1 protein-coding gene is annotated in these 896 nt (G+C 64.5%); it reads right to left on the minus strand.

The features are described 5' to 3' along the window. Positions 1–887 (minus strand): serine hydroxymethyltransferase (gene glyA / locus C5O79_RS37875; protein ID WP_240687939.1); only part of this gene is annotated, 887 nt, incomplete at its 3' end. Positions 888–896 lie beyond the last annotated feature (9 nt).

Raw genomic sequence — 896 nt, forward strand, 5'->3', positions numbered from 1 at the left:
TGGCTTTCCGTGCGGCCCGACACGATCCGCAGGCCACGCTTCACCAGCGTCTCGGCCAGCACGCGTGCGTTCTCGACCACCTTCTCCTGGTACGCCTTGAACTCCGGCGACAGCGCTTCCTTGAACGCCACCGCCTTGCCCGCGATCACGTGCATCAGCGGGCCGCCCTGGATCCCCGGGAAGATCGCCGAGTTGATCGGCTTCTCGTACTCCGCCTTCATCAGGATCACGCCGCCGCGCGGGCCGCGCAGGCTCTTGTGCGTCGTCGTCGTCACGAAATCCGCGTGCGGCACCGGGTTCGGGTACACGCCTGCCGCGATCAGGCCCGCGTAGTGGGCCATGTCGACCATCAGGTATGCGCCGACCGACTTCGCGATCTTCGCCAGGCGTTCGAAATCGATCTTCAGCGAGAACGCCGACGCGCCCGCGACGATCAGCTTCGGCTTGTGTTCCTGCGCGAGCTTCTCGGCCGCTTCGTAGTCGATGTCTTCGTTTTCGTTCAGGCCGTAGCTCACCACGTTGAACCACTTGCCCGACATGTTCACCGGCGAGCCGTGCGTCAGGTGGCCGCCGTGCGCGAGGCTCATGCCCATGATCGTGTCGCCCGGCTTGAGCATCGCGAAGAACACGCCCTGGTTCGCCTGCGAACCCGAGTTCGGCTGCACGTTCGCGGCTTCCGCGCCGAACAGTTGCTTCACCCGGTCGATCGCCAGCTGCTCGACCACATCCACGTATTCGCAGCCGCCGTAGTAGCGCTTGCCCGGATACCCTTCCGCGTACTTGTTCGTGAGTTGCGAACCCTGTGCGGCCATCACCGCCGGGCTCGTGTAGTTTTCCGACGCGATCAGCTCGATGTGATCTTCCTGGCGGCGGTTTTCCTGCTCGATCGCGGCAAA

Source organism: Burkholderia sp. SRS-25, assembly GCF_004343765.1.
GTDB lineage: Bacteria > Pseudomonadota > Gammaproteobacteria > Burkholderiales > Burkholderiaceae > Burkholderia > Burkholderia contaminans.